7 protein-coding genes are annotated in these 6,400 nt (G+C 64.2%); 2 read left to right on the top strand and 5 right to left on the bottom strand.

Going from position 1 to position 6,400, the window contains the following annotated elements; all coding sequences use genetic code 11:
• On the top strand, positions 1-614 hold a 614-nt coding region (locus tag QOC69_RS01190), incomplete at its 5' end, for a class I adenylate-forming enzyme family protein (RefSeq protein WP_526435545.1).
• A 77-nt stretch (positions 615-691) separates the two neighbouring features.
• On the opposite strand, the gene QOC69_RS01195 is transcribed toward QOC69_RS01190, so the two are convergent.
• The 3 genes from QOC69_RS01195 to QOC69_RS01205 are packed head-to-tail and all read right to left on the bottom strand — an operon-like array spanning position 692 to position 2,873.
• Positions 692-1,918, bottom strand: a complete 1,227-nt coding sequence (locus tag QOC69_RS01195) for a cytochrome P450 (RefSeq protein WP_526435547.1) — start codon at positions 1,916-1,918, stop codon at positions 692-694.
• 46 nt (positions 1,919-1,964) lie between these two features.
• Positions 1,965-2,159 carry a ferredoxin gene (locus tag QOC69_RS01200; protein ID WP_526435549.1) on the bottom strand — a complete coding sequence of 65 codons (195 nt, stop codon included), beginning with the start codon at positions 2,157-2,159 and terminating at the stop codon, positions 1,965-1,967.
• Positions 2,160-2,201: 42 nt separating this feature from the next.
• Positions 2,202-2,873 carry a TetR/AcrR family transcriptional regulator gene (locus tag QOC69_RS01205; RefSeq protein WP_526435551.1) on the bottom strand — a complete coding sequence of 224 codons (672 nt, stop codon included), beginning with the start codon at positions 2,871-2,873 and terminating at the stop codon, positions 2,202-2,204.
• 152 nt (positions 2,874-3,025) lie between these two features.
• Between QOC69_RS01205 and QOC69_RS01210 the strand changes: the two genes are divergently transcribed.
• Positions 3,026-4,090 (top strand): serine hydrolase domain-containing protein, encoded by a 1,065-nt coding sequence (locus tag QOC69_RS01210; protein ID WP_526435553.1) that lies wholly within the window; start codon positions 3,026-3,028, stop codon positions 4,088-4,090.
• Between the two features lie 16 nt (positions 4,091-4,106).
• Here QOC69_RS01210 and QOC69_RS01215 read toward each other — a convergent pair whose 3' ends face one another.
• A complete protein-coding gene (locus QOC69_RS01215) occupies positions 4,107-5,216 on the bottom strand; it encodes an acyl-CoA dehydrogenase family protein (protein ID WP_526435555.1) in 1,110 nt (369 codons plus the stop codon).
• Positions 5,213-6,400 (bottom strand): acyl-CoA dehydrogenase family protein (locus tag QOC69_RS01220; protein ID WP_526435557.1); only part of this gene is annotated, 1,188 nt, incomplete at its 5' end. The genes QOC69_RS01215 and QOC69_RS01220, both read right to left, overlap by 4 nt.

Genomic DNA, 6,400 nt, shown 5'->3' on the forward strand with positions numbered 1-6,400 from the left:
ATCCCAGCATCTCCCTGGGCCGCACTACGGATCCGCTGCGGGTGCGTGCCGCCACCGACGGTCACCTGTGCACCGGTGTCGACGTCCGCATCCGCGACGAGCAGGGCCGCCACCGCCGCACCGGAACAGGCGAGATCATCACCCGCGGACCCGACCTGTTCAGCGGATACGTCGACCCCGCCATGAACGCCGCTGCCTTCGACCAGGGGTGGTACCGCACCGGGGACATCGGCTTGGTCGACGAACGGGGCTACGTGACCGTGCTGGACCGGTTGAAGGACATCATCATCCGGTCAGGACTCAACGTGAGCGCGTCCGAAGTAGAGGCAGCGCTGGCGTCGATGCCAGAGATCGCCGATGTGGCGGTGGTCGCCGCACCCGACGCGCGCACCGGCGAACATGGCTGCGCCTTCATCCGTCCCGCGGCCGGCCACGGCGTACCGTCGCTGTCCCGAATTCGGGAGCACCTCATCACGTTGGGTCTGGCGAAATACAAATGGCCCGAGGAGATCCGGGGACAGTCCAGCGACTTCCCTCGGACGCCGGCAGGCAAGGTGCGCAAGTCGGTCCTACGGACGATAGCCCGTCAGACTGATGCCCGAGAGGGCAGGTAGTCGACTAGGTCGTCGGTTGCGGTCTGGGCCCTCCGAGAGTGTGTCCGGACGACGTTGATCGCTTGGTGTCACGCCAGTTAGAACGTAATCGGAATCTTCACTGCCTGGCGGATTCCGGGGATCGACCGATACACGATCCGTTCGCCGTCGGTAACCGTGTAGGTGGGAATGCGCTCGTGGAACCGCTGCAGCGCCGTCACCATCTCCATCCTGGCCAGATGCGAGCCGAGACAACGGTGCAGACCCACGGCAAAGGACATGTGCCGGTTCGGCTTACGGGTCAGGTCGACCTTCATCGGATCTTCAAACACTGTCGGGTCGATATTGGCGCTGCCCCAACCCAAGAAGATCATGTGGCCTTTCTTGACCTCAACCCCATTGATCTCGAGATCCTCTGCGGCCCAGCGCAATCCTCCCTGTGGGACAGGAGATTCAGTTCGCATGAGTTCCTCTACGCCAGTCGGCCACAGCGATGGGTCGGCGACGAGCCGCTCACGTTCGTGCGGGTGCGTGGCCAGCCAGGCGAACTGGACGGACAGTGAGGAAGTTACGGTGTCCAGACCGGCGATGGTGAACATGTGCATAAGGTTGACGATTTCGTCGTCGGTCAACTTGTGACCTTCGAGTTCGAAGGTCAAGAACTGACTAATCAGATCATCGCGCGGCGCCTCGTTCTTGCGCTCGGCGAGCCGTTTGGCAAGGTGCTCCCTCAGCCGGTCGCCCGCTTCGATTCCGTGTTGTTCGCGCTCGTCCAGAGTTTCGCCGGTAGCACCGAGGATGTCGTCCTTAAATTGGATCAACAACGCCCGATCCTCTTGAGGTAGACCAAACAGCCGCAGAAAGACCTTGCTCGGCAGTGGCCCGCACACCCGCTCGAAAAGCTCGACGTGGCCGTCGTCGATGAACCCATCGATCAGCTCGTCAGTAATTTCCCGCACGGTGCTCCCCCACGGCTCCATGCGCTTCGCGGTCAGCAGCGGCGTAAGCAGCTTGCGGTAGCGCACGTGCGTGTCTCCCGTGAGGTGCAGCGGTATCAGCTGATCCCGCGAACCCATGCCCATCGATAACCCGGTGTAGGGGTTGACCGAGATCACGTCGGGATGGCGACCGGCCGCGGTGATGTCGTCGGCACGGAAGAAGCCAACGCCCATCTCCCACTTCACCACCGGATAGTTCTGGAGCAGGTCGCTCCAGATGACTCGTGGATCATCGACGTCGAATGTCGGATTGGCTTCGTAGAGTATGGCCGCACGCATCGCGGGATTCATGTCGGCAAAGCCGATTTCGTGTACATCGGTGCGCATCAACGCTCTCCTTTGGGCGGTGGACGGTAATTCGCGCCGGACAGGGTCACGGCTCGTCGAACCGCACGGCCTGCTCGGGGCAGCTGTCTACGGCGAGGCGCACTTCGTCGTGCCACTGGGCGGGCACCTCGGAGTAGATCGGAACGCCGCGGCCTTCGTCGTCAGCGTCTATCGCGTGCGGCGCCTCGGCATAGCACCGGCCATGCCCCACGCATGCATTCAGATCGATCTCCAAGCGCATGTGACCATGCTAACAGGGAGCGCTTTACATGTATAGTAAGTTTCAGCTAACGCGCTTGGCCGGTGCTTTGCGGGCCTTGGCTACCTTCTTTTGCGGCGTGCTCCGCCGACGCGGGGCGGAGGGAGTGTAATGCTCGAGCAGTCCGGTCAACGCTTCTTCGAACGCGGCGCGGCTGTGCAACGCATCCATATAGGCGATCAGCTCGTCATCGGTCGAAACATGAGTGTGTACGACGAAATTCGAACTCGACTCGACCAGAAGGCGGCCGATGCTGAGTTGATGCAGCCCAGCGTAGGCGAGCTTGGCCTCCTCGCCGCTCAGGCCCGCGCGTTCGAACTGCCTGATGCAGAAGAACAGGAGTCTGCGCGCATTGGGAAGCAATTTGCGCGTCAGCAGCACCGACACCATTCCGGGCACGCTCAGCAATGCTTCGTGGGACGTGGTGACGGCCTCGATCAACAGTTCGCGCCAGTCACCGGACTCGGGGTCGGGGAGGTCGATCTTGGCCAGAATGTCATCGCCGACCAGACGGATGATCTCGTCCTTATCCTCGACGTGGTGGTACAGGGCCATCGCCGACACGCCCAGGGTGGCGGCGACAGTGCGCATCGTCAGAGCCTCGAGGCCTGCTTCCCTGATCAAGTCTGCCGCCTCGGCGGCAATGAGCTCTCGCGTCAGCGGAGCACGCTCGACCGCGTTGCGTCGCTTGGCCACAATTCCTCCCACCCGTCGGGGCACCTCACCGTGGACATGACCTTACGCGTACGGCCACGCCATCGCGTAGCTACGCGCCCGAGTGTGACCCGTATTGCATTGAAGGGCATAGCGTGATCGAACATCCGGGAAAGCTTCCTGATTCCCGCCGCGTGGACCTTGTTTTGGAACGGGTCCGTCTCGAAGTCGACTCGGGTGTCCTGCCGTCGGCGCAGGTGGCCCTCAGCGTCGACGGGCATCAGTATGCATTCGAGGCCTTCGGAAAGGCCACCGCGGCAACCCGTTACGTGCTGCAATCGGCGGGTCGGCCGGTCGTGGCCGGGGTGTTGTGGAAGCTGATGTCAGACGGGCTGCTCGACATCGGTCGCACGGTCGCCTCCTACATTCCCGAGTTCGCCACCAACGGAAAGGAATCGGTCACGGTCGAACAGGTGGTCACCCATGTCGGCGGCTTCCCGCTGGCGCCGTTGGCCTATCCCCAGATGCTGCATCGCGACCAGCGGCTGGAGGCATTTGGCAAGTGGCGCTTAACATCGCCACCTGGCGCCGCCCTGGAGTTTCACTTGACCTCGGCAGCATGGATCATTGGCGAATTGTGCGAGCGGGTCACCGGAATGCCGATCGCCCAGTATCTAGCCGATGAGCTGGCGGCGCCGCTCGGACTGCACAGCATCGAGATCGGGCCATCGGTACAACGCCAGGGCGACGTCGCTTCCTTTGTGCGCACCGACGGCGGCAGTGACGCCGAGGTCAACCCGTGGGGGCCGTGGTATCTGTCGCGCCCCGAGATTCTGGCCGCCGGCGAACCCAGCCACTCAATGGTGGCGACGGCAGCAGACCTCGCTGGGTGGTATCAGGCGCTGATGACCTCGCCGTTGTGGCGGCGCGACGTCGTCGCGGACGCCTTGCGGATCCGCGTCACACTTCCGGTCACGGGCGAACGGGGCGGGACCCGAAGTGTGCCTGGCAACGTCGCGCTGTTCGTTCTCGTTGCCGGCGATGACGGCCTATCTCGGGGGTTTCTGCCGACCGCCTGCAGCGCGCAGACTTTCGGCCACGGCGGCGCTCCTTGTCAGATCGGTTTCGCGGATCCAGAAACCGGATTGTCCTTTGCGTTCCTCACCAACGGCTACCCCGCCACCGGCTACGAGCAGTCACGCGTCGGGCTCAACCGCATCATCAACATCGCCAACATGGCCGCCGACTGCTTCAGCTGATCGGCCCGGGCGTCCCCTAGATGCCCATGCGTTCGAGCAGCCGCTCATGGCTGACGGCGGGCCCTCCGAGCAGGAGTTGCGATGCTGCCGCCCGGCGGAAGTACACGTGCGCGGGGTGGTCCCAGGTAAATCCGATCCCGCCCAATACCTGAATGGTCTCCTTGGCCACGTACATCGCCGCGGCGCAACAGGTCAGGTGCGCGGCCGCTGCGGCTACGGCGGCGCCGGCATGGCCTTCCTGCGCGTCTCGAACCGCGTCGTCGGTCGCTGCGCGAGCCAGTTCGACCTGGGCGAGCATCTCGGCGCACAGGTGCTTGACGGCCTGAAAACTTCCGATCGGACGTCCGAATTGCGTTCGCACCTTGGCGTATTCGACGCTGATCTCCAAACACCGCTCAGCGAGGCCGACCTGCTCTGCGCATAGCGCAAGAACCGTCAGATCCAGTAGGCGGGAGAGCACGAGCCCGCCTGCGCCTTCCCGGCCGACGAGTTCGGCCGAGGCGTCGTGCATGTTTAACGTGGCCATCGGTCGAGTCTCGTCGAGCACGCGCATCGGTTCGAGGGAGACTCCTTCGGCGGTGGGGTCGACACTGAACAGTGTCGGACCCGCAGTGGTCCGTCCCAGGACCAGGATCACGTCGGCGCCGGCCGCGTCGGGTACCCAGTTCTTGACTCCGCTGATGCGCCACGACCCGTCCGCCCCGCACTTGGCGCGGGCGCTGATCAGCGCGGCGTCCCAGGAGCCGTCGCGTTCGGCAACCGCGATGGTCGCTCGACTGGTTCCCTCGGCGAATCGCGGAAGATGACGTTCGCACTGCCCATCGTCACCAGACAACAAAAGCGCCTGGGTGGCAACGAAACTGGAGAAATACGGAGCGGGTGCCACCACGCGGCCGAGTTCTTCGAATACCACCGACATCACCGTCAGGCCAGCTCCGTCGCCACCGAAGCGATCCGGTATCGCCAGACTGTGAATCCCCAAGGCGGCGTTCATCTCCGACCACAGATCGCTACTTGTGTCGTGCCCGTCGGCCAGATGGCAGAGCTCAGAATCCGGTAGCCGAGCCTGCAGGAACTTGCGGATCGCCGATCGCAGCTCGTCGAGTTCTTGCTGTGAAACGCTCATCGGCGTTGTCCTCCTGCAGACGTCGGAGTTGCGCCGGAAGCTGCGTCCTTGACGAGCGACGACGGCTCCTTGGGCAGGCCGAGGACCTGCTCTCCCAGAATGTTCTTCATGATCTCCTCGGTGCCTCCGAGGATGCGCAATGCCGGCGAGGCGAGCAGCAGTTCCGACCATGCGAAGGTTCCCCACTGCCCGTTGTCGGCGATGATGCGCGGGCCCAGCACTTCCGCGACGAAGTGTGCTGCACGTGTCACGTTGCGCGCATGCACGAGTTTGGCGATCGAACGTTCCGGCCCTACCGGCCGGCCGGTTTCGATCTTGCGTGCGGCCATCGCGTTGAGGCTCTCGACCGCCATCGCCTCGGCCAACAGGGCGGCGAGCTGGCGGCGCAACGCACGGTCGTCCCAGGTGTAGGTGGCTCGCATGAGTGCCGAGAGATGCTCGGCGGTCAACGCACGAGCCACCTCGGGAGAGTCCACTCCGGCGACCACATCGCGTTCTGCGGTCAGCGTTGTCAGTGCCACCTTCCATCCGCCGTCGACGTCACCGAGGCGGTGACCGTCGGGCACGCGCACGTCGGTCACGAACACCTCGTTGAACTCGCACCCGCCCGTCATTTGGCGCAGTGGGCGGATCTCGACGCCCGGAGCGTCCATGTCGATGATGAACGCCGACAGGCCCTTGTGTTTGGGGGCCTGCGGGTCGGTCCGGCACAGGATTTCACCGACGTCGGCGTGCTGGGCCGCCGACGTCCACACCTTCTGGCCGTTGACGATCCACTCATCGCCGTCACGGACGGCACGTGACTGGACCCCGGCCAGATCTGATCCCGCGGCCGGCTCGCTGAACAATTGGCACGCGATCGATTCGCCGCGGTACATGCGCGGCAGCAAGGCGTCCTTCAAGTGGTCCTGTCCGTGGGCCAGGATGGTGGGCCCCACCATTCCGAGGCCGACGACCGAGAGCTGGCTGGTATCGGGAACCTCGTACTCGTCCTCGGCGGCGTGATACAGCATCTGATACTGCACCGACAATTCCAGGCCGCCGTATTGGCGGGGTCCGGTGATCCACCCCCACCCGTGGTCGTAGCGCAGGCGTTGCCAGCGGCGTGCTGCCTGCACCGCCTCCCGTTCCTGCTCTGGGGTACCCGATGCGAAGTAGGACACCCGGTCGCTGCCGGACCCCCA

The organism is Mycobacterium sp. (genome assembly GCF_032162105.1).
GTDB lineage: Bacteria > Actinomycetota > Actinomycetes > Mycobacteriales > Mycobacteriaceae > Mycobacterium.